Origin of the sequence: Nocardia sp. NPDC019323 (assembly GCF_044389845.1) — a bacterium.
GTDB classification, from domain to species: domain Bacteria; phylum Actinomycetota; class Actinomycetes; order Mycobacteriales; family Mycobacteriaceae; genus Nocardia; species Nocardia implantans.
In genome coordinates, this window is sequence record NZ_JBIRYN010000010.1 from 115,609 (window position 1) to 136,542 (window position 20,934).

Below are 20,934 nucleotides of genomic sequence, written 5' to 3' on the forward strand. Positions count from 1 at the left end.
GTCACCCGCGGCGCGCGATGAGCACGGCCAGTCCGTCGAGAATCCGCTCGATGCCGAATCGCAGCGCGCCCTCGCCGCCCGCCACCGCGCCGCCTTCGGCGAACGCGGCGGCCGCGGCCGGATACCGGTCGGCCGCGGCGGCCACCATTTCGGCGAACTGACCCGCGATCTGCCTTTCGAACGCGTCGGCGTCGGCCACCCGCACCTGCGTGGCCAAACTGCGGGCGTGCCCGGTCAGCAGCACGATCGTGTCCAGCCGTTCGGCCGTGGTGAGCCCGGTTCCGGCGAGCGCGCCGAGTGCGGCCTCCATCCATGCCAGCTCGTTCGGGCCGACCGGCCGCAGACCCACCGACACCTCCAGTGACCACGGGTGGGCGCTGAAGCGCGCGTAGATCGTCTCGCACCACACGCGCAGCGGCTCGCGCCATCCGTCCTCCAGCGCCTCCGCGCTCAGTTCCGGCGGCAGGCCGAGTGCGGTGTCCAGCATCAGCGCGACGAGTTCCGCCTTGCCCGGCACATAGCGGTACAGCGACATCTTCGTGAAACCCAAGCGCTCGGCCAGCCGCTGCATGGACAGGTTCGCCAGCCCTTCCGCGTCGGCCAGCGCGATGGCCTCGGCGACTATCCGCTCCAGCGACAGCGCGGGTTTCGGCCCGCGTTTGGGCCGCGGACCGGTACCCCAGAGCAGTTCCAGTGTGGTCGGTGTCGGCATGCCCGAGATCCTTCCGGAGATCGCCTTGACGTGTAACTGTGTCTACCATACGCTAATCAGCGTCCATCGGATACAGTTTCCGTTGGACGCAGATTTTACGAGGAGAATCTCATGCGCAACACCACCGTTCTCATCTCCGGCGCGAGCATCGCCGGACCCGCGCTGGCCTACTGGCTGCACCGCTACGGCTTCGCGGTCACCGTCGTGGAGCGGGCCGCGGCGCTGCGCCCCGGCGGTCAGGCGATCGACTTCAAGGGCCGCACCCACCGCACGGTGCTGGAACGGATGGGCGTGCTGGCGGACATCGAGCAGCGCAGGACGGGCACCACCGACACCGTCTTCGTGGACGAGCGGGGCGACGAGCTGGCGCTGATGTCGGGTGAGTTCACCGGCGGCGATGTGGAGATCCTGCGCGGCGATCTGTCCGAGATCCTGTACCGGCGCACCGCCGACCGTTGCGACTACCTGTTCGGCGATTCGATCACCGCGCTCACCGAGACCTCGGCCGGCGTCCACGTCGAATTCGAGCACGCCCCCGCCCGCACCTTCGACCTCGTCTTCGGCGCCGACGGCATCCATTCCCGGGTCCGCAGACTCGCCTTCGGTCCCGAGCGCGACTTCGTGAAGCACCTCGGCTACTACTACGCCGTCGCGGGGGCCGGCCCGTGGAGCGGCACCTCCGCCGGGACGCGCGAGCGGGTGGTCGCGTACGGCCACAACGCGCCCGGCCGCCTCGCGATCAGCGGCGGCCCCAAGGCGCAGCAGATGTACATGTTCGCCTCCCCCGAACTGGATTACGCCCGCGACGACAGCGCGGCCCAGCGGCGCATCCTCGCCGAGACCTTCGCCGAGGTCGGTTGGGACGTGCCGCGAATGCTCGCCGAACTGCCCGAATTCGATGATTTCTACATGGATTCGATCGGCCGGGTCCGGATGCCCCACGGGTACACCAAGGGCCGTGTCGCGCTGGTCGGCGACTCCGGCTACGGGAACACCCTCGGCGGCTTCGGCACCGGGCTGGCCGTGGTCGGTGCGTACGTCATCGCGGGTGAGCTGGCCTTGGCCGACGGCGATCACACCGTCGCCTTCGCTCGCTACGACGAGCTCATGAAGCGATACGCGAAGATCGCGGGCAACAGCAATGCCGGCCGCTTCCTGGCCCCGAAGACCGCGCGCGGCATCAAGATGCGCAACTGGTTCCTCGGTTCCCGGATGTTCGCGCTGATGACGAAATACAGCGACAACGCCGCCAACGACATCGACTTGCAGGACTACCCCGCTCTGGTCGCGGCGGCGAATGCGCGCTGAGCGCTCGTCAGCAGCCTTGACAGCGATCGAGGTCGCCGCACCGGTCGCTGCGCGGCACAACATCCCAGGTGAGAGCCGTGCGCGGCCGGCGACGACCGGCGGGACGGGGCGACCGGAGGATTCGGCTGTGTTTCGATGGAACCGGAGCGAGACGGGGCGCGTCTATAAGGTCAGACGGCACTGACGGAAGGGGCGGCGATGGCGGACAGCCCATTTCCCGGGTACATCGAAGCTGCGAAAACCGGGGCGTTGCGAGTGCGGATGGACCCGCAGGCGTTCGTGGAGATCGATCAGGCGTGCCAGGAGTTGATCGACACGCTCGTCGCGGCTCAAACCGACGCGCGCGAACTCGGCGAGCGGCAGCAGTGGGGGCTGGGTGAAGACGATCCGAAGCTGACCTCCGCTGTGGAACTGGTGCGACTGTTCAGAGAGAAAGCATTCGGCGGCCCGAACAACGCCTTCGATACGCTCACCGAGTACATCTCCGTGGCGCAAGAGATCAAATCCATGTTCGCGACCATCCGCGACGGCTACATTCGGACCGATACGGAATTCGCGGCCGCGATGCGGAAGCTCAGCGCATGAAAGCCGGCACAGGCATTCGAACAACCGGATTCGTCGCCGCAGCGGCCGGCCTTGTCCTGCTCTCCGGATGCGGCGGGACGGCACCGAGCGATCCGGCGGTCTCGGCTACCGGCGTGGCCGGTTCCAGCTCGAGCGCATCGTCGCCACAGACGAACCCGCAGTCCGCGTTCGATCCCTGCACCGCCCTGACACCGCAGTTTCTCGCTGAGCACCAGTGGGATTCGAGACCCCCGGAACCCAAACAGGACAGCCAAGGCGGCCTCACCTGGAAGGGGTGCCGGTATGTCGCACGGGCCGGGTACGGATTCGTCGTCGAGACCACCAACGGCACCATCGACCAGATACGCAGCAAATACCCTGCGGCCGTCAACATCCCGGCGGGCGATCGCAAAGCCGTCCGCTACGAAGCACGTCCGGACGTACCCGGCGGCTGCACGATCAACGTCGAGATGCGTTCGGGCTCGCTCTACATCTTGACGAATGTGCCGCAGACATCGACAAACAAACACCTCGTCGCCTGCGATATCGCCACCGATATCGCCACAGCAGTCGCACCGTTGCTGCCCGCGGGCAGCTGACCACCGGGGGAAGCGATCATGAGACAGACCGACGGCCGCGCGATCACCAATCCGGAGAACGCGCAGAGCTTTTCGCACGCTGAGATCAAGCAAGCCGCCGACGCGATGAATCCCGCCGCGCTCGACGGCGCGTTCGCCGCGTGGTCGGCCATCGCCGCGGCGGTGACGAACGCGGGCCAGCGATTCGAGGACGCGATCAAGAACGCGGTAGAACAGCATTGGGAGGGCGCGGCGGCCGACAGCGCGGTCCGCGGCGTGCGAGAGTACGCGGCGCGGGTGGGCGAACTCGGGGAAGCCATCGGCGCGCAGAGTCTGCCGCTGTCGGCGGCGGCCGACGCGGCGGCCAAGTTCAAGATGTCGGTGCCGGAGCTGCTGGACGCCTCGGGTGCGACGGCCGATCCGGCACAGCGCAACTCGCGGGAGGAACAGGCCCGCGACGAGATGAACACCCAGTACATCCAGCCGTACGGGGCCACCGCTCCGGGTATCCCGACGCTGCCACCCCCGGTCGCTCCGGCCGCAGCGGCGCCGACCGGTGTGCAGCCCGGCGTGGGTTCGGGAACCGGCACCAGTTCGGAAACCAATCCCGACCCGGGAACCGGCACGGGCGTGGAAAGCGGCACGAGCGTCGACTCGCAGGCCGTGGCCCTCACCCGCTCCCCGGACAACTCCGCCTCCGGCGAACCATCTGCCACTGCGGACACCGCCTCCCCCGCCGGTTCCGCGGACGACGGCGAGCCGGACAGCGGAGTGCATCCAACCGCTGCGGACACGCCGGAAACTGTCCCTTCGCAAGCGGTTTCCTCGAACCAGGACACCGCGGCGACCACTCCGGCATCCATCACGAGGACGCAGACATCCACACCGTACGCGCCCATCGTCCCCTCCGCACCGCCGCCGCAGACGACACCCACCACCGTCACCCCGACCTCGTTCACCGGCAGACCGACCGGCACGCCGAGCAGGGCGGGCGGCGCCCCCGGCCCGGCCGGCATCCCGACCACCTCGGACAACGAAGCGCGCGCGGGCACCTCTCGGCCCGCCCAGCCCACCGTCCCCGCCGCGGCGAATGGGCAACCCACCGCGCCCGGGCGCCCGGGGGCAACGGGCGCCGCAGGTTATTCGGGCATGGTGCCGCCGGGACTGCGCGGCAGGCGCACGGACGACGACGAGCACGACTCGCCGAAGTACCTGCGCACCGAGGAACACGCGAAAGAACTGCTCGGCGAGGTGAAACCGACGGTGCCGCCCGTGCTCGGTGAGCAATGACCACCCAGTGGTCGCTGTCGGCCGAGCAGTTCGCCGCGGCCTGGTTCGGGACGGGTTTGGACCGCATGCCCTTTCCGTTCCGGTTCACCAGCCGCTTCCCCGGCCGCAACGAGTACCAGGCGTATCAGCGGCAGTTCAACGCCGAGCTGGGACGCGACGAGCGGCTGCCACTGCGCGGCGCGATCACCACGCTGGCCGTTCCGGACTGGCGCATCGAGCTGTTCGGCTACGACAACACGCGCGGAGGCGTCGAACTTCGCGCGGTGGCCTGCGGTACCCGTAGCGGTTCCGGTGTGCTCGCCGCGCAGTCGCCCGCGCCGGACGGCGGACGAGTGCGTTTGCGGCGCTGCCGGATCGATCAGCTCGCCACCGAAGTGGTGCGTCTGCTGCCGGACGCCACGGCGGGAACGGTGGGTGAGAAGAGCTTCCTGCTCGATGATCTCAACGACGATCGCCCCGACGTCTTCGGCAACGCGCCCGCCAGCCAGGCGAAAGAGCGTTACCGGCGCTTCTGGCGGCAGTCGTGCGCCACCCGCGGCACCGCCACCGTGCTGCTCGGCCCGCGCAACGCCGAACCGCTGCGCACCGGCCGGCTCCGCTGGATCGACACGCCCGACGGCCGCTACTGCGAGGTCCCCGCGAACCGCGCCCTGATGATCCGCCCCGGCACCAGCGCCGATATCGCCCGGTACCTGGACGAATCGATTGTGCGAGCGAAGGCGCGGATGGATAGGTAGCTCCCGGATCGCCGTGCCCGTCGGCAAGGACTGTGGATCCAGGAAGCGGCCGCGACGGGCTTCGTGCATCCGGCCGCGCCGGACGCACGAAGCGAACCGGCGTCAGCCCAGCAGGCGCCAGTCCTCCAAGCCGTCGTACAGCGGAACGTCCTTGGCCAGCTTGCTCACCCGGGCGCGCAGCGCGTCCAGGTCGGCGCTACCGGCCAGCGCGCTCGCGATGATGTCGGCGACCTCGGCGAACTCGGTGTCGCCGAAGCCGCGGGTGGCCAGGGCGGCGGTGCCGATGCGCAGGCCGGAGGTGACCATCGGGGGACGCGGATCGAACGGAACGGCGTTGCGGTTCACCGTGATACCGATCTCGTGCAGCAGATCCTCGCCCTGCTGGCCGTCGAGCTCGGAGTTGCGCAGGTCGACCAGCACCAGATGCACATCGGTGCCGCCGGTGAGCACGCTGATGCCCTTGTCCTTGACGTCGGCGGCGGTGAGCCGCTCGGCCAGGATCTTCGCACCGGAGAGGGTGCGCTCCTGGCGATTGCGGAACTCCTCGCTCGCGGCGATCTTGAACGCGACGGCCTTGGCGGCGATGGCGTGCATCAGCGGCCCGCCCTGCTGGCCGGGGAACACCGAGCTGTTCAGCTTCTTGGCGTACTCCTGCTTGGCCAGGATCAGGCCGGAGCGCGGACCGCCGAGGGTCTTGTGCACGGTCGAGGACACGACGTCGGCGTAGGGCACCGGCGAGGGGTGCAGGCCGGCGGCGACCAGACCGGCGAAGTGGGCCATGTCCACCCACAGGTAGGCGCCGACCTCGTCGGCGATCGAGCGGAACGCCGCGAAGTCCTGGTGGCGCGGGTAGGCCGACCACCCCGCCACGATCACCTTCGGACGCGCCTGCAAGGCGATCTCGCGCACCTCGTCCATGTCGACGCGGTGGTCTTCCTTGCTCACTCCGTAGGAGTGCACCTCGTAGAGCTTGCCGGAGAAGTTCAGGCGCATGCCGTGGGTCAGGTGACCGCCGTGCGCGAGGTCGAGACCGAGCAGCTTGTCGCCCGGGTCCATCAGCGACATCAGCACCGCGGCGTTCGCCTGCGCGCCGGAATGCGGCTGGACATTGGCGAATTCGGCGCCGAACAACTCCTTGGCACGGTCGCGGGCCAAGGTCTCCACCACGTCGACGTGCTCGCAACCGCCGTAGTAGCGCCGCCCCGGGTAGCCCTCGGCGTACTTGTTGGTCAACACGCTGCCCTGCGCCTGCAGCACCGCGCGCGGCACGAAGTTCTCCGAGGCGATCATCTCGAGCGTGTCGCGTTCGCGGGCGAGCTCGCCTGCCATCGCGGCAGCGAGCTCCGGATCGAGCTCACCGAGAGACTGGGTATTGACAGAGGCGGTCGTCTGCGTCACGACCCTCAGTCTATGGGCCGCATGCCCGGCCCTCGAGCAGGGGGTTCACCCCTCCTGGTCAGCGGTGGCGCGCCGGGCGATCCGCAGTGACGCGCCGGCCGTCAACTCGATGCGCCGTCTTCCGGCAGATAGGTCTCCAACAGCACCGCCAGATGCCGCTGCGCGTCCTCCAGCGGCTGCGTGGATTTCATGGCCCGCGCCTGGACGATGGCCCCTTCCATCGCGCTGAACACGAAACTGCTGAACGAGCGCGCTTCCTCGGCGTCCAAGCCCGCGGCGGTGAGCGCCGCCCCGAGCCGTTGGTGCCAATCCCCGAAGACCTCGCCCGCGGCCGCCTGCACCCGGGGTTCCGACTCGGCCAGCGCCGCCCCGACGACCGGGCACCCGGCGCGGTAGCCGGTCTTGCGCAACGCGCCGACCCACCAGCCGATGAGCGAATCGAACCACCGGCGCGGCGGCGCGGCGGTGACCTTGTCGATCACCTCGCCGATCCGCACGCCCGCCACGCGCGTCGCGGTCTCGACCAGCTCGCTCTTACCGGAGGGGAAGTGCTGATAGAGCGAGTTGCGCGAGGCGTTGCTCCGCTCCAGCAGCGTCGCGAGCCCCGCGGCGTGCACACCCTGTTCGCGCACCAGTTCGATGGCGGTTTCGATCAGCCTGGTGCGCGGCCCTGTGGTCATGCGGGTTCCTTGCTCGAGGGTTGCGTGAACCGATCGGTCCATGTTGCAATCATGACAGATGTGGACCGATCGGTTCATCGAAAGGATGGGACCCATGTCCGAAGCCACCGTCGATCCGGCTCAGCTGTCCGGCCTCGAGCTCCTGCGCACCGCGATGAGCAGGACGGACCGCCCGCCGTTCATCGGCGACCTGCTCGGCATGGAGGTCGACGAACTCGAGCATGGCAAGGTGGTCTTCGCCCTACGGACCAGGCCCGACTTCGCCAACCCGCTCGGCACCACGCACGGCGGCATCTGCGCCACCCTGCTCGACTCGGTGATGGGCTGCGCGGTGCACACCACGCTGGAGCCAGGCGTGGGATACACGACGCTGGAGCTGAAGATCAACTACATCCGCGCCGTGCCCACCGACGGGCAGCGCCTCACCGCCACCGGCACCACGATCCACGTCGGGCGCAGCACCGCGACCGCGGAGGGGCGGGTGGTCGACGAGCAGGGCCGCCTGGTCGCGCACGCCACCACCACCTGCGCCGTCTTCCGCCCGCATCGAACCTGAGGAGCACTGTCATGGCCGGACGAACACCGAGCGCCGCGGTACGCAAATTCCGGCGCGAACGCCTGATCGGCCGCTACCTGGTCAACCCGGCCGTCGGCCTGCTCGACCGGCTCGGCATCCGATCGTCGCTGATCGCCGAACTGGAGACGGTCGGAGCGAAATCCGGGCAGCCGCGGCGGGTGCCGGTCACCGCGTCGATCGACGAGACCGGCGCGTGGCTGATCTCGCAGCACGGCTATCGCTCCGGCTGGGCCCGCAACATCGCCGCCGACCCGCACGTCCGGCTCCGGCAGGGCAGCCACTGGCGCACCGGCACGGCCGCCTTCGTGCCGCAGGACGATGTGGTGGCACGCTCCCGCACGTTCGCCAAAGGGCGCGTCGCCGCCGCCGTCGCCGAACGCACCATGAAAGTGCTGGAAAGCGACCCGATCTCGGTGCGCATCACTTTCGCGGGCGCGTGACCACCGAACCCAGGAAGGAACGGACATGATCGGCTCGGTCTCGGTGCCCGCCTCTCCGGTCGAGGCGCTGCTGCGCACCCTTTCGTTGCTGCTGTGCAGCCTCTCCGCGGGCGGACAGGGCTGTGCGGTGATCCAGTGATTCTCACACCGCCGCGCGCACCGCGCCCGGCGTGAGCGGCTCGTCGAGCAGCCTGCGGAACCGATCGGCCCGGTCCTCGGCTTCGGCCGCGCGATCGAGCCAGCCACCCAGCAGCCGGTATCCCTCGACGTAGGTGGAGATATAGGCGCGCCACAGCGGCGAGGACAGGAAGCGCAGCGACTGGCGCGCCCGCTCCGGCGTCGTCAGGCTCCAGGTCTGCAAGAACTCCGCCACCTCGTCGTGCGAGCGGCCCCGGTCGTGCAGCAGCAGCGCGGCGTCCTGGCGCACGCCCAGCAGCTTCGCCGAGGCGTTCGAAAGGCGTTCGGCTCGTTCGCCGTCGAAGCGCAGCCCGAGATCCGCGTAGATCTCCTGTGCCCACTTGCCCCAGCCGGGCCCGACGATGGAACGCAACGCCAGATCGGCGAGGCCCTCGGCCATCAGGCACTGCGGGGTGTTGACCAGGAACAGCGTCTGCTCGGCCTGCCCGGCGGCGACCAGCCCGGCTTCCTTGCGGCAGTGCTCGGTGTGGTGGCCCGGGTAGGACTCGTGCGCGATCAGCTGCGGCAGGTGCGCCATGTGCTGCTCGAGGTTGGAGTTGATCGCGACGCGGGAGTGGTAGTTGCCCAGGTAGTAGTTGAACCCGGACCAGGGCTTGTCTCCGACCACCTCGTAGGTGACGTGCTCGTGGTCCGGCAGCGGGTAGCGGGCGCGCACCAGCTCACGCAGCGCACCGGAGAACGCCTCGACGCAGACCGCCAGGCGCTCCGGCGGGATCTCGTCGGCCTTGCGATGAGCGGCCATCCGCTCGGCCAGCGGACCGTCCCCGGCGAGCACCTCGTCCATCTGCCGGTGCGCCTCGCGGTAGTCGTCCACGTCGCCGGGCGTGATGTCGACGTCGAAGTAGGCGCGCACCTCGTCGATGAAGCCGATGTCCTCGCCGGCGAACTTCCGTGCGGAGCACTCCAGCGCGCGCAGGTGCACGTCGAGGAACTCGGCGCGCTGCGGCGTCAGTCCGGCCTCCGGCACCGCGCCGCGCAACTCGGCGGCCCGGCGGGCCAGCTCGCGCGGCTGCGGGGCCGGCGCGGCGCGCACCTCGTTGCGCAGCGCGGGATCACCGGTGTAGGCGTCGACGAATCCTTCCTCCAGCCGGTCGAAGGCGAGGCCGAGCCGCAGGTATTCGGTCACGAGCGGATGCGCTTCCATGCCAGCCGAGATTAGCGGCCCACACCTGGGGCATCGAGCCGGTTACCAACCGGTAGTGGCACCCCGCTCGGCTCATCGTGTCGGCGCGGAGCAGAATTCGCCTATGCGGCGACAGCTAGACCGAATCTCACCGGATCCGCACGGTAACTGTGCGTGTTTGCCGAAACGGAGCGTCGGGTAAATGGCACGAATGAGTGAGCCGAGTCCCTACGTGGAATTCGACCGGAAACAGTGGCGGACCCTGCGTAAATCGACTCCCCTGGTGCTCACCGAGGAAGAACTCATCGGCCTGCGCGGCCTCGGGGAACAGATCGATCTCGAAGAAGTCGCGGAGGTGTATCTCCCGCTCGCTCGTCTCATCCACCTGCAGGTGGCCGCGCGGCAGCGACTGTTCGCCGCGACCGCCACATTTCTCGGCGAAACCCATCCCGACCAGCAGGTGCCGTTCGTGATCGGCGTGGCGGGCAGCGTCGCGGTGGGCAAGTCCACCACCGCGCGCGTACTGCAAGCCCTGCTGGCGCGCTGGGATCACCACCCGCGCGTGGACCTGGTCACCACCGACGGATTCCTCTATCCCACCGCGGAACTCACCCGGCGCGGCATCATGCACCGCAAAGGTTTTCCGGAGAGCTACGACCGCCGCAAGCTGCTGCGATTCGTCACCGAGGTGAAATCAGGCGCGGCCGAGGTCTGCGCGCCGGTGTATTCGCACATCTCCTACGACATCGTGCCGGACAAGCTGCACTGCGTGCGCCAGCCCGACATTCTGATCGTGGAGGGGTTGAACGTGTTGCAGACCGGTCCGCGTCTGATGGTGTCGGATCTGTTCGACTTCTCGATCTACGTGGACGCGCGCATCGAAGACATCGAGAAGTGGTACGTGCAAAGGTTTCTCACCCTGCGCAAGACCGCGTTCGCCGATCCGAACGCGCATTTCCACCACTACTCCGGATTCACCGACGAGCAGGCGACCGCCGCGGCGCAGGAGATCTGGAACAACACCAACCGGCCGAATCTCGTGGAGAACATTCTGCCCACTCGCCCGCGCGCGACCCTGGTGCTGCGCAAGGACGCCGATCACAGCATCAATCGGCTGCGACTGCGGAAATTGTGATTCCGCTTACAATTTCCACGCTTCGTCGAGGCGCTGCGCGACATCGATATCCCGCACCGCGGCGATGTGCGGCTTACGGATCTCGGCGGAGATATAGCGGGCGACGAAACGCCTGATCTCGTGATCGACGCCGGCGAGAGCGCGCAGCATTTGCCCGCGCCTGGTGGCGGCGGCCACGCTGACGCGCACGTCGGCCGGGCGCGGCTCGGCGATATCGATCACCACCCGCAGCGGCGCCGCCGTGTGCACCGTCAGGCGCAGATGCACGGTTCCCTCGACGTGGAACCGGTGCCGGTCGACCGCCAAGTCCAGTAGCAGGTCGACCTCCAGCGGGATGATCAGTTCGAACGCGATGGTCTCGTCGTCGCGACGGCCCAACCGGGACGCGCCGAGCCGCACCTGTGCGGTCACCTTGGCCAGTCGGCCCGGCCCGGCCCCGATCGGGCCGAAATCGAAGGCGCTACCGGTCAGCTGGGCGAACGCGCCCGAGATGCGCGCTTCGGAGGCGGCGTACTCCAGGAAGCGTCTACCGAACTCCGCATAGCTGATCGAGTCGTCCGGTTCGCCCCGCGCGGCTCCGGCGGGCCGGTGATCGAACGAGCTCATGAGACCGCACGGTACGCGAGAAGCGTGGTGATGGCGCCGGATTCACCGGCGCGACCCCGGATCAGACGCCGAAACGGCGATGACGCGCGGCGAAGTCGCGCAGCGCCCGCAGGAAATCCACCCGGCGGAACTCCGGCCAGTACGCCTCGGTGAACCATATCTCCGAGTATGCGCTCTGCCACAGCAGGAACCCGGACAGCCGCTGCTCGCCGGAGGTGCGAATGACCAGGTCTGGGTCCGGCTGACCGGAAGTGTAGAGATGCTGGCCGATGGCGTTCACGGTGATCGACTGCACCAGGTCCTCGCCGGTCTCGCCCGCGGCGATCTCCTGACGGACCAGCGAGCGCACCGCGTCGGCGATCTCCTGCCTGCCGCCGTAGCCGACCGCGACGTTGACGTGCACGCCGTTGCGGCCGTCGGTGCGCTCGGCCGCGGTGCGCATCCGCTTGGCGATCAGCTCGGGGAAGCCGTCGAGCGAGCCGACGATGCGCACGCTCCAGTTCTGCTCCGGCGCCGACAGCTCCTCCACCACGTCGGTGATGACCTCGAACAGCGTCTCCAGCTCGTCCGGATCACGCTGGAGATTCTCGGTGGACAGCAGGTACACGGTCACCATCTCGATGCCCTCGGCCTCGCACCAGCCGACCAGCTCGGCGATCTTCAGCGCGCCGACCCGATGGCCGTGGCTGACGTCGGTGAAACCGTTCTCCCGCGCCCACCGGCGATTGCCGTCACACATCACCGCGACGTGCCGGGGATGCTGCTTGCCGGCCAGCTGCCTGGACAGCCGGGCCTCGTAGATGCGATACGGCAGACCCCGCACCTGACTCGGAAGTTCCACGCGGGCAACCCTACGCCTCGGCGACACGAACGCGGCATCGACCGCGATACGCCGGTACAGTGGCCGGGAGCACGCAAGTTACGGTTGCGTAGGTTACTGACGGGTTCAACTACCGGGTCTGCCCTCGGTCCGGCGTGGTGCCGCGAGCAGACCGGTCCGGCTGTCCCCTTAGGAGGTACTCGTGTCCGAATCGGTCGGCGCCGCCGATGCGGCAGCGGTCACACCGGTTCCCGTCTCGGCGGGCGAAGCGCTCGCCGGGGCACTGGTCAAACCGCGCATGCGGGGCTGGATCCACACCTGGGCCGTCGGCGTCGCCGCGATCGCGGCCGTCGTGCTGATCGCCACCGCCGCCAGGGTCTCCGCGACCGCGGGGTGGTCGACGCTGGTCTACGGGCTCACCGTGTGCGGGCTGTTCGGCGTGAGCGCGGTCTATCACCGGGTGACCTGGCCGACCGCGCGCGCCCGCATCCGGATGAAGCGAGCGGACCACTCGATGATCTTCCTGTTCATCGCGGGCAGCTACACCCCTTTCGCCCTGCTCGGCCTGCCCGGACGCACCGGGCAGACGTTGCTGGCCGTGGTCTGGGCCGGTGCGCTGGCCGGAGTGGCACTGAAACTGCTGTGGCCCACCGCGCCCCGCTGGGTCGGCGTTCCGCTGTATTTGCTGCTGGGCTGGGCCATCGTGCCGGTGGCCGGCCAGCTCAACGGCCAGATCGGCATCGCGCCGCTGATCCTGCTGCTGATCGGCGGCCTGTTCTACAGCGGCGGCGCGATCCTCTACGCCACGAAGTGGCCGAACCCGTGGCCCACCGTCTTCGGGCATCACGAGTTCTTCCACGCGGCCACGGTGCTGGCCGCGTTGACCCACTACGCGGCGGTGTGGCTAGTGGTCCTGCGCTGAGCGCATAGAGTCGACGGGGAGGTCGGACGAGAGGGGCGGCGCAGGCAATGGAACAGCGTGCGTCCGAAAGCCGCGCGGCGATTCGGCATCCGCGCCGCGAGCGCCGGTGCGCGGGCGGGCCGAGGCCCGATCGGGCGGTGATCCACCCCATCGCCTGCTCCGCGCTGCCGGACGACGGACCGACGATGCCGCGGTGCGGCTGGTCGGCGGGCGGGTCCGGGGAGATCACCGGGAAAACTCCTGTGCCGGTCGCCGTGGCTCTATGCTGCTCGTTCGTGTTCTCCGTCGCCGCCTCGTGTGGCATCGCCCTGCCGTTTCCGGCGGTCGCGCGGCGTCTGCCGCCCTCGGGACGGGCGCTCGGTGATCTTCGGTCGGCGGAGTCTCCGGTATCAGCCCGGATCGCGAAGCACCAGCCGCTGCGCTCGGGCAGCTGCGGGAACCCTGCGACCGCCGCCTTCGGAAGGCGGGTCATCACCCCAGCAGGTGCGGAGTCCATGGCGGGCGCGGCACCTACACCGGAGCGGGCCCGCACCGGTCGGGCCTCGGGATCGCGAATCCGATGATCGCGAAACTCGTCCTCTGGGCGCTCAAAGCGCGGGGTGGCCTGGCCGCGCTGGTCACCACGGCGAATCTCAGCGGTCTCGCGGTGATCGTCACCCAGCTGTGGCTCAACGGGTTCCTCGGCAGGCTGGGCACGGATTGGGTGCGGGCGCTCGCCTTCGTCGGCATCTATCCGGCGGTGGGGTTCGTGGCCGGCATCGTCCTGGCCGTGCGCGATCGCAAGTTGTACTTCGGCTGGCTCGACGCAGGGCGCAAACCCACGGAGGTGGAGGCGCGGCGCCTGCTGCTCCTACCCGTCGCGATCAGCATGCGCGCGCTCGCGCTGTGGATTCCCGGCGTGATCGTGGCGACGGTCATCTTCGCGCGATTGAGCCCGGACAACGATCCCGGCGTGACGGCGGCGCTGTTCACGATCGGCGCCTTCGAGTCGGCGGCGGTCACCTTCCTGATCGTGGACCGGTTGATCCGGCCGACGATTCCGGTGGTCGCCGGGGTGCTCGGCTGGACCATGCACTGGAGTTCCTCCGTGCTGGTGCGGGTCGTGCTGACCTGGGCGGTGGCGGCGGCGCTCCCGCTGCTCATGCTGATCGTCGTGCTGGCCGACCCGGTGGCCGCCGCGCCCGACCGGGTGCGCACGGCCATCTACCTGTCCGCGGTCGGGATCGGTGTGGGCGCGCTGGCCACGGCGTTCCTCGCCCGCGCGGTCGCCGCGCCGATGCGCACCCTGCGTCGCGCGCTGGACCGCATCGCGCAGGGCGATCTCGGTGCCCGGGTGCCCATCGGCAGCACCAGCGAGATCGGCCGCTTGGAGCACTCGGTCAACGAGCTGGCGGCGAACCTGCGCGAGCGGGAGCGGATGCGGGAGGTCTTCGGCAGGCACGTCGGCCCCGAGGTGGCCGAGCGCGCCCTGGCCCGCGGGGCGGATCTCAGCGGTGACGTGCGCGAGGTGTCGGCACTGTTCGTCGACGTGACCGGGTCGGTGGAGCTGTCCACCGGGCTGCCGCCGCAGGAGTTCGTCGCCAAGCTCAACCGCCTGCTCGCGATCGTCGTCGCGGCGACCGAGGAGAACAACGGCCTGGTCAACAAGTTCGAGGGCGACGCGGCGCTGTGCGTCTTCGGAGCGCCGATCGCCCTGCGCGACAACGCGACCCCGGCGTTGCGGGCGGCGCGGCGCATCCGGGACGAGGTGCTCGCCACCGGAGAGCTCGACATCGGGATCGGCGTCGCGCGCGGCCCGGTCTTCGCCGGCGACGTCGGCTCCGACACCCGGCTGGAATTCACGGTGATCGGCAACGCCGTCAACGAGGCCGCCCGTCTCACCACGGCGGCCAAGGAGGTGCCGCGGCGAATCCTGGTGAGCCAAGCGGTGATCGAGGCCGGTACGGAAGACGAACGGGCCAAGTGGACGTTCTACGACACCATCGTGCTGCGCGGCATGAAGGACCCGACGTTCTGCTGGACCGACATCGACACCTCCGGCGCTCGAACCGAGCGCGTCGAGACCCGCACCGCGAAACTCGACAGCGCCGACCTGCCCGCCGACACCAACCCGGTCATCGAGATCCACACGGTCGCGGAGCCACCCGACGGCACCGAGCTGCCGGACGCCGAATTCGACGCTCCGCACCGGCGTTAGATCGCCGCGCGCGCCGGGTCCTCGGCCAGGAGAGCCCGCCGAACACGGCATCGCGGTAGTCCTGCGGCCGCCTCGGCAACATGATCGAGCGCTGATGCCGCAGGCTCACCGCATCGACGCCGCTCGATCTGTGCCGAGTTCGTTCCGGCCGACCTCGGTGGCCGGTAGATCGATCAGGTCCGTGCGGTCGCCGTCCCGCCCGCCGTGGCGGGCGGAATCATCGGCGCCTGTGCGCCAACCGTTCGACCGCCACCCGCCGGCGGACGCCTGATCCGCTCGGCGCGCCCAACAATCTCGCGGCGTTCCTGGTCCACGGCGCGCCGCGGGATGACGCTGGATCGCCGAGAGGCGTCTGATGCCGCGCCGGCCGGACTCGAGACCGGGCCGGTGCGGCCGGTCTGGATACCCGGCCGCTAAGTGCGCAGCAGTGCCGTGCGGAGCTGGTCGGGAGTGGAGACCGGGAGGTCGCAGACGGAGCCGCGGCAGACGTACGCGGCGGCGGCGTCGCCGACCAAGGGCCGATCGGCCAGCAACGGGACGGCGTTCGGGGCGGCGGCGAGGACGACGGAACCCCCGGGGGCGGCCGAACGAGCCGTGGCGAGCAGCTCGGCGGAAGGGGCCGCCGCTTCGGTGGCGATGGCGACTTGCAGCGGGCCGCGCAGGGCCGCCTCCGCCACGGTGAGCCACTGGCCCGCCGAGCGCGGCGCGCGCGCCAGCACGATCGCCCCGCGGTCGAGCGTGCGGTCGGCGAGCTCCCGGTAGCGGACGGCCCGTTCCGGGTCGCTCGCGGCCGCGGCGGTGAGCAGCGCTTCGGCCAGTGCGGAGGCGCCGGCGGGGGTGGCGCCGTCGATCGGGTCGCGCGGTCGGGCGACGAGGGTTTCGGCGTCGTCGGCGGTGTCGAACCAGCTGCCCGGTCGGTCGGGGTCGGCGAAGTGCTCGATCGCGATGTCGAGCAAGCGCTGGGCGTCGTCCAGCCAGCCGAGTTCGCCGGTGGCCTGGTGCAGCGCGAGCAGCCCGGTGACCAGCCAGGCGTGGTCCTCCAGGATGCCGGGCGCCGCGCCGGCGACCCCACCGAGCGAGGCGCGCCGCAGCCTGCCGTCCACCACGTGCTCGGCCAGCAGGAAGCGCGCGCACCGGACGGCGGCGGCGGTCCATTCCGGCTCGTCCAGCGCGCCCGCCGCCTCGGCGAGCGCGGTGATCGCCATCCCGTTCCACGCGGTGACCACTTTGTCGTCCCGGTCCGGCTGTGGACGGCGGTCGCGGGCGGCGATCAGCGCCGCGCGGACGTGTTCCAGCCGCGCGGCGTCCTGCGGCGTGGCGGGTTCGGTGTATCTGGTCAGCACCGAGGTGCACTGTTCGAAATTGCCCGCGGTGGTGACGCCGAAGAATTCGGCTGCCCACGCCCCGTCGATCGGACCGAGCACACCGGCCAGTTCGGCGGGCGTCCACACGTACGTCGCGCCTTCGACGCCTGGCTTGCCGGGTTCCAGGTGGGTGTCGGCGTCCAGCGCCGAGGCGAAACCGCCCTGTGCGGTCCCGAGGTCGTCGAGCAGGAACCGCACGGTTTCCCGGGTGACCCGGTGCGACAACGACTCCGGAAGCCGCGATGTGCTGCGCCGGGCCAGGTGCGCGTAGGCGCGCAGCAGCTGGGCGTTGTCGTAGAGCATCTTCTCGAAATGCGGCACCACCCAGGCGGCATCGACCGAGTACCGCGCGAACCCGCCGCGCAGCTGGTCGTAGATGCCGCCGCGGGCCATGGCTTCGGCCGTGCGGGCCACCACGTCGAACACCGCCCGGTCGCCGGTGCGCTCCCAGTGCCGCAGCAGGCCCTCCAACAGCGCCGACGGCGGGAACTTCGGAGCGCCGCCGAACCCCCCGTGTTCGGCATCCTCGTCGCGCAGCACGGCGGCGACGGCGTGGGCGAGCAACTCCGGGGTGATCGTCAGGTCCGCGTCGGGCAGTCCCCCCGCTTGGTCGCGCAGCGCCGCGGCCACCTGCGCGGAGGCCTGGTTCACCTCCTCACGCCGGTGCTGCCAGGTTTCCGTGACCGCGGTGAGCAATTGGGTGAACGACGGCATGCCGCCGCGCGGAAGCTTCGGGTAGTAGGTGCCGCAGTAGAACGGTTCGCCGTCCGGAGTCAGGAAACAGGTCATCGGCCAGCCGCCTTGCCCCGTCATCGCGACCGTGGCGTTCATGTAGACCGCGTCCAGGTCCGGCCGCTCCTCCCGGTCGACCTTCACGCAGACGAAATTCTCGTTCATCTGGTCGGCGGTGGCCTGATCCTCGAACGACTCGTGCGCCATCACGTGGCACCAGTGACAGGACGCGTACCCGACCGACAGCAGGACGGGCACGTCCCGCTCCCGCGCTTCGGCCAGTGCCTCCGCGTCCCACTCCCGCCAGTGCACCGGGTTGTCCGCATGCTGGCGCAGGTACGGGGACGTCGCCTCTCCGAGCCGGTTCATGGCTCCACCGTACGACCCTTCTCGGCGCCGTGCGGGCACCTTGTCCGTGACTCTCCCGTGACCCGGGGACGACGCGGAGGTGCACACGCCGCGCCGCGTACGGGGCGAAGAAGGCCACCGCCGTGCCGAAGGGCTGGTCTCAGTTCCGGCGCGGCCAGCGTCTGGTTGTCGCCGTGCTGCGGCTGGTCGCTCCAGACCGGCACGGTCCACCGGCACTTTCCCTCCAAGGAAGCGCTCTATCTAGCCGTCGCGATCGATCAGCTCGAGCAACTGGTCGCGGAGGCGAAGCAGATCGCCGCCACCGGGACCCCCGACGTGGCTCTGTTGTCGCGGATGATGGCCTCCGGCGCGCGGAACGCGACCGTGAAAACCGCGCTCGCGGCCGCGGATACGACTTGCGAACCGCCGCGCCGGACCTCGCCACCCACCAGGTCGCGGGCCTGCTCGACCGCGCCCAGTCCGTCGGCGCCGCACGCCGAGACGTCACCGTCGAAGAACTGATGGCGCTGCTCGCCGGCGCATTCGCCGCGATCCGCCACGCCGGAGCCGAGACGAGTGAGACACGTTCTGCCCACATAGCCCACATCATCCTCGACGGAGTACGGCCGCGGCGAAATTGAGAATGTTCTCGGCGACAGCTGCCAGACTTTTCAGCTCTCTGGAAACAGCGGGCTACGTGCGGGCCATTACCTCGCGCCCGACATATGCCAGCAACCGGCGATGTGCCGGTTCGTCCTCGGCGACGAGCACCTCCGGACCGAAAATGCCGGGGGCGCGGAAGGAATCGATGCCGCCCATGGTCTGCATGGTGGCGAGCAGTTCGCCACACAGCTGGTCGTCGGCCAGATCCGGCCGATCGATGGCGACCGCGATGTCTATCCCGTGCACCAGAACCTCGGTGAGGTGCACCAGCGCGGCCGTGGGGCCGGGCAGTTCCCCGAGCGAGATGCCCACCGTGCCGTCCAGCGCGTCGGGCCGGTGCCAAGCGGCGCGGTCCACTTCCGCGGCCGCGGCGTACGCACCCTGCGGATCACCGCCGAGCCAGTCGGATTCGTGGTCGGCGCCCGCGTCCGTGCCGCTCAGCGCCGCCGCGAAGAGGTGCATACCGCCCACCGTGTGGTTGAGAACGGCACGGACATCCCAGTCCCGGCACGGCGTCGGCGTCGTCAGGCCCGCTCCCGCCACGGCGGCGACGATCGCTCCGGTCGCATCCAGTGCGCGGTCGATCTGTCCGATCACGTTGTCCATGAGCATCCTTCGGTCGAGCGGTTTGGCTGAATTGGTAACACAGGACACCGACAAGCGCGCGGCAATGCGAACTCCAGCTTGCGCCGAAAATGTTGCCCACAGTGTGCTTCTCGTGACCCCTGGGTTGAATCGGATGCGCGTGCGCTACAACGCGACCCAGAAACGCGCGAACCGGCCCCGGTGCCGACCACGTCTACTTCGGACCCAAAAGTGTCGCCACCTTTTCTCGAACGCCCGACCGGCGAATTCTCCTTTCCACGGGGGAACTGGCGATCCGCGCGTTCACAGCGGCGCGGTAGGGGAACCCGAAAGGCGTGCGCGGGCCGATTCGGTGGCGCCGTCTTCCAGGGTCATCCACAGCGCGGGGTGCCATCGGCGAGGCGGTATCCCGCTGCTGGAAGCGGGCCACGTCGCCGACTGGCCGTTCTGAGCGGCCGGGGCCGAAACCGTTCCGCGGTCTCGGCCCCGCGGTCTGCCGGAGCACGCCGTCGGCCGCCGGACCGACGCGGCCTTCCGGAGCCCTCATGGCTCACCCCAGCACCGGGTAGTTCGCCCGGATGACGCCGTGCGGGTCGCGGGCCCGTTTGATCTCCCGCAGCCGGGTCAGCGTCGCCGAATCGAAAGCGGCCTCGGCCGACTCGCCGGGCGTGAGGAAGGTATACGGCTTGCGGCCGCCGATCTGCCCGCTCACCGCGTCGACGACGGCGGTGCGCCGCGCCTGAACCGCGTCGCGCAGGTGCGGCAGCCCGAGACCGAGGCAGTAGAGCAGGTACGGCTCCGCGATCGGACCCCGCGCGCCACCGTTCGGCCCGGCTTCGGCCAAGGCGCCACCCAGATGGCGGATCTGCACGTTGGCCAGCGGGGCGACCGGTTCCTCGATCAGGGTCTTGACCACGGCGTCGCCCAGATCGGTCAGCTGCTCCGCACGGGACAGCGACGGGCTCGGGTCGGTGGGTTCGGCGGTCACGGAGCCGATGTCGGCGGGCCCGAAAACACCACGCTTGTCGAGAACGGTGTCCCCGATGGCGTCGAACGCGGCCACCAGCGCCCGGCCGCGATCGGGATCACCCAGGTAGACCGCGTCCACGCCGACCATCGGCGGTGCGTCCGGGATCTGCAGACGCTGGAACCACACCGACAGTTCGTCCGGAGCCGCGGCGGTGACCTCCCGGAAGGCGTCGAACACGTCGCGAATCCGCGCTTGCGGCCACAGCATGCGCCCGCCGAACAGTTCCGGCGCGGGGAACAGGTCGAACTCGAGCGCCGTCACCACGGCGAAGTCGCCGCCGCCGCCGCGCAGCGCCCAGAACAGCTCCGGATCGTCCTGGGGCGTGACCCGGCGCTGAGCGCCATCGGCGTCGACGATCTCGAACGCGCGCACCGCGTCGGAAGCCCAGCCGTACTTGCGGCCGAACCAGCCCATGCCGCCGCCGAGGGTGTAACCGGTGACGCCGACGACCGGGTTGCTGCCCGCAAGGCCGGTCAGCCCGTGCCTGGCCGAGGCCGCCTGCACCCGGCCCCACGGCACTCCGGCGCCGACGCGCGCCACCCGACGCGCGGGGTCGATGTCGATGCCGTCCAACAGCCCGGTGCGCAGCAGGATCGCCTCGGGCACCCCGCCGGACGCGCCGTGGCCGGTCGGCTGGGTGACCACCGGCACGCCCACGCGGCTCGCGTACCGGACCACGGCCGCGACGTCACCGGCGTCCCCGGCCCGCACCACGGCGGCCACCGGCTGGTCGACGGTCGTCGTCCACGGCCGCGCCGCGGTCTCGAAGCCCTCGTCACCGGCCACCAGCACGCGGCCGGGCAGCGTGGCGCGCAGTTCGTCGAATGTCATTGCTCTGTCCTGACTCTCAGCGTTCGGAAGCAGACGCGCGCAACGAAATCCGGGTGCCGGCCTCCGGCGGGAGGCCGCGGTTCGCGCCGCGACTAC

Annotated in this window: 20 protein-coding genes; 11 read left to right on the forward strand and 9 right to left on the reverse strand. The window is 70.0% G+C overall.

Annotation, left to right across the window (positions count from 1 at the left end):
- Position 1: 1 nt before the first annotated feature.
- Positions 2–712: a TetR/AcrR family transcriptional regulator gene (locus ACH49X_RS28970; RefSeq protein WP_357110819.1), complete on the reverse strand. Its 711-nt coding sequence runs from the start codon at positions 710–712 to the stop codon at positions 2–4.
- 111 nt (positions 713–823) lie between these two features.
- Between ACH49X_RS28970 and ACH49X_RS28975 the strand changes: the two genes are divergently transcribed.
- From ACH49X_RS28975 to ACH49X_RS28995, 5 genes are all read left to right on the forward strand, one after another.
- Positions 824–2,020: an FAD-dependent monooxygenase gene (locus ACH49X_RS28975; protein ID WP_357208280.1), complete on the forward strand. Its 1,197-nt coding sequence runs from the start codon at positions 824–826 to the stop codon at positions 2,018–2,020.
- Between the two features lie 261 nt (positions 2,021–2,281).
- On the forward strand, positions 2,282–2,605 hold the full coding sequence (locus ACH49X_RS28980) for a hypothetical protein (RefSeq protein ID WP_323124597.1): 324 nt from the start codon (positions 2,282–2,284) through the stop codon (positions 2,603–2,605).
- Positions 2,602–3,183: a DUF3558 domain-containing protein gene (locus ACH49X_RS28985; protein ID WP_357208277.1), complete on the forward strand. Its 582-nt coding sequence runs from the start codon at positions 2,602–2,604 to the stop codon at positions 3,181–3,183. The genes ACH49X_RS28980 and ACH49X_RS28985 overlap by 4 nt, the downstream gene beginning before the upstream one ends.
- An 18-nt stretch (positions 3,184–3,201) precedes the next feature.
- Positions 3,202–4,452 carry a hypothetical protein gene (locus ACH49X_RS28990; RefSeq protein WP_357208274.1) on the forward strand — a complete coding sequence of 417 codons (1,251 nt, stop codon included), beginning with the start codon at positions 3,202–3,204 and terminating at the stop codon, positions 4,450–4,452.
- The gene (locus ACH49X_RS28995) at positions 4,449–5,189 is read left to right on the forward strand and encodes an ESX secretion-associated protein EspG (protein WP_357208272.1); all 741 of its coding nucleotides are present in this window, start codon (positions 4,449–4,451) and stop codon (positions 5,187–5,189) included. Before ACH49X_RS28990 ends, ACH49X_RS28995 begins: the two co-directional genes overlap by 4 nt.
- A 102-nt stretch (positions 5,190–5,291) precedes the next feature.
- On the opposite strand, the gene glyA is transcribed toward ACH49X_RS28995, so the two are convergent.
- Both glyA and ACH49X_RS29005 read right to left on the reverse strand, forming a co-directional pair.
- On the reverse strand, positions 5,292–6,587 hold the full coding sequence (gene glyA / locus ACH49X_RS29000) for a serine hydroxymethyltransferase (RefSeq protein ID WP_195082542.1): 1,296 nt from the start codon (positions 6,585–6,587) through the stop codon (positions 5,292–5,294).
- A 101-nt stretch (positions 6,588–6,688) separates the two neighbouring features.
- The gene (locus tag ACH49X_RS29005; RefSeq protein WP_195082541.1) at positions 6,689–7,267 is read right to left on the reverse strand and encodes a TetR/AcrR family transcriptional regulator; all 579 of its coding nucleotides are present in this window, start codon (positions 7,265–7,267) and stop codon (positions 6,689–6,691) included.
- Between the two features lie 94 nt (positions 7,268–7,361).
- On the opposite strand from ACH49X_RS29005, the gene ACH49X_RS29010 reads away from it, so the two are divergent.
- Both ACH49X_RS29010 and ACH49X_RS29015 read left to right on the forward strand, forming a co-directional pair.
- Positions 7,362–7,823: a PaaI family thioesterase gene (locus ACH49X_RS29010; RefSeq protein WP_397071381.1), complete on the forward strand. Its 462-nt coding sequence runs from the start codon at positions 7,362–7,364 to the stop codon at positions 7,821–7,823.
- 11 nt (positions 7,824–7,834) lie between these two features.
- On the forward strand, positions 7,835–8,284 hold the full coding sequence (locus tag ACH49X_RS29015; protein WP_357208269.1) for a nitroreductase family deazaflavin-dependent oxidoreductase: 450 nt from the start codon (positions 7,835–7,837) through the stop codon (positions 8,282–8,284).
- 142 nt (positions 8,285–8,426) lie between these two features.
- Here ACH49X_RS29015 and ACH49X_RS29020 read toward each other — a convergent pair whose 3' ends face one another.
- Entirely contained in the window at positions 8,427–9,626 is a 1,200-nt protein-coding gene (locus ACH49X_RS29020; protein WP_357208267.1) for a DUF885 domain-containing protein, read from the reverse strand.
- Between the two features lie 181 nt (positions 9,627–9,807).
- Here ACH49X_RS29020 and coaA point away from each other — a divergent pair, with 181 nt between their 5' ends.
- Positions 9,808–10,740, forward strand: a complete 933-nt coding sequence (gene coaA / locus ACH49X_RS29025) for a type I pantothenate kinase (protein ID WP_195082537.1) — start codon at positions 9,808–9,810, stop codon at positions 10,738–10,740.
- Positions 10,741–10,746: 6 nt separating this feature from the next.
- Here coaA and ACH49X_RS29030 read toward each other — a convergent pair whose 3' ends face one another.
- Positions 10,747–11,346, reverse strand: a complete 600-nt coding sequence (locus tag ACH49X_RS29030; RefSeq protein ID WP_357208264.1) for a hypothetical protein — start codon at positions 11,344–11,346, stop codon at positions 10,747–10,749.
- Between the two features lie 61 nt (positions 11,347–11,407).
- Positions 11,408–12,187 carry an isoprenyl transferase gene (locus tag ACH49X_RS29035; protein ID WP_067809301.1) on the reverse strand — a complete coding sequence of 260 codons (780 nt, stop codon included), beginning with the start codon at positions 12,185–12,187 and terminating at the stop codon, positions 11,408–11,410.
- A gap of 277 nt (positions 12,188–12,464) precedes the next feature.
- On the opposite strand from ACH49X_RS29035, the gene ACH49X_RS29040 reads away from it, so the two are divergent.
- Positions 12,465–13,088 (forward strand): hemolysin III family protein, encoded by a 624-nt coding sequence (locus ACH49X_RS29040; protein ID WP_067809364.1) that lies wholly within the window; start codon positions 12,465–12,467, stop codon positions 13,086–13,088.
- A gap of 559 nt (positions 13,089–13,647) precedes the next feature.
- Positions 13,648–15,285 (forward strand): adenylate/guanylate cyclase domain-containing protein, encoded by a 1,638-nt coding sequence (locus ACH49X_RS29045; RefSeq protein WP_357208261.1) that lies wholly within the window; start codon positions 13,648–13,650, stop codon positions 15,283–15,285.
- 413 nt (positions 15,286–15,698) lie between these two features.
- Here ACH49X_RS29045 and ACH49X_RS29050 read toward each other — a convergent pair whose 3' ends face one another.
- Complete coding sequence (locus tag ACH49X_RS29050; RefSeq protein WP_357110848.1) at positions 15,699–17,750, reverse strand: thioredoxin domain-containing protein; 2,052 nt, start codon at positions 17,748–17,750, stop codon at positions 15,699–15,701.
- A gap of 173 nt (positions 17,751–17,923) precedes the next feature.
- Between ACH49X_RS29050 and ACH49X_RS29055 the strand changes: the two genes are divergently transcribed.
- The gene (locus tag ACH49X_RS29055; protein ID WP_397071409.1) at positions 17,924–18,370 is read left to right on the forward strand and encodes a hypothetical protein; all 447 of its coding nucleotides are present in this window, start codon (positions 17,924–17,926) and stop codon (positions 18,368–18,370) included.
- Positions 18,371–18,422: 52 nt separating this feature from the next.
- On the opposite strand, the gene ACH49X_RS29060 is transcribed toward ACH49X_RS29055, so the two are convergent.
- Both ACH49X_RS29060 and ACH49X_RS29065 read right to left on the reverse strand, forming a co-directional pair.
- Complete coding sequence (locus ACH49X_RS29060) at positions 18,423–18,998, reverse strand: TIGR03086 family metal-binding protein (protein ID WP_195082532.1); 576 nt, start codon at positions 18,996–18,998, stop codon at positions 18,423–18,425.
- A 529-nt stretch (positions 18,999–19,527) separates the two neighbouring features.
- Positions 19,528–20,838, reverse strand: coding sequence for an FAD-binding oxidoreductase (locus ACH49X_RS29065; protein ID WP_357208256.1), 1,311 nt, complete (start codon positions 20,836–20,838; stop codon positions 19,528–19,530).
- Positions 20,839–20,934: the final 96 nt, after the last annotated feature.